The organism is Ahrensia marina, from assembly GCF_001293565.1.
Classification (GTDB): domain Bacteria; phylum Pseudomonadota; class Alphaproteobacteria; order Rhizobiales; family Rhizobiaceae; genus Ahrensia; species Ahrensia marina.
Genome location: NZ_JXMU01000063.1, coordinates 1 through 318 on the forward strand (window position 1 = coordinate 1; position 318 = coordinate 318).

General features: G+C 50.9%; 1 protein-coding gene. It reads left to right on the top strand.

The window, feature by feature from the left end:
* The coding region (locus SU32_RS17035) for an NAD-dependent epimerase/dehydratase family protein (RefSeq protein WP_144421201.1) at positions 1-318 on the top strand (318 nt) is incomplete at both ends.

Here is a 318-nt window from a genome sequence, read left to right on the forward strand (position 1 = left end):
CTCAGCAATTACCGATCCCGGAAGATCACCCTTTGTCGACTGCCAGCGTTTACGGGCAGACAAAGCTCATGGTCGAAGAAATGCTTCGCGCACTTTATGCATCAGACCCTGAATGGTCTATCTGCATTCTACGGTACTTTAATCCGGTAGGGGCGCATCTTTCAGGGCTGATTGGCGAAGACCCGTCTGATATCCCGAATAATTTGATGCCCTTCATTAGCCAGACGGCCGTCGGGCGACGGGAAAAACTGTCTGTCTTCGGCAATGATTACGACACACCCGATGGAACAGGTGTGCGCGATTATATTCATGTTGTCG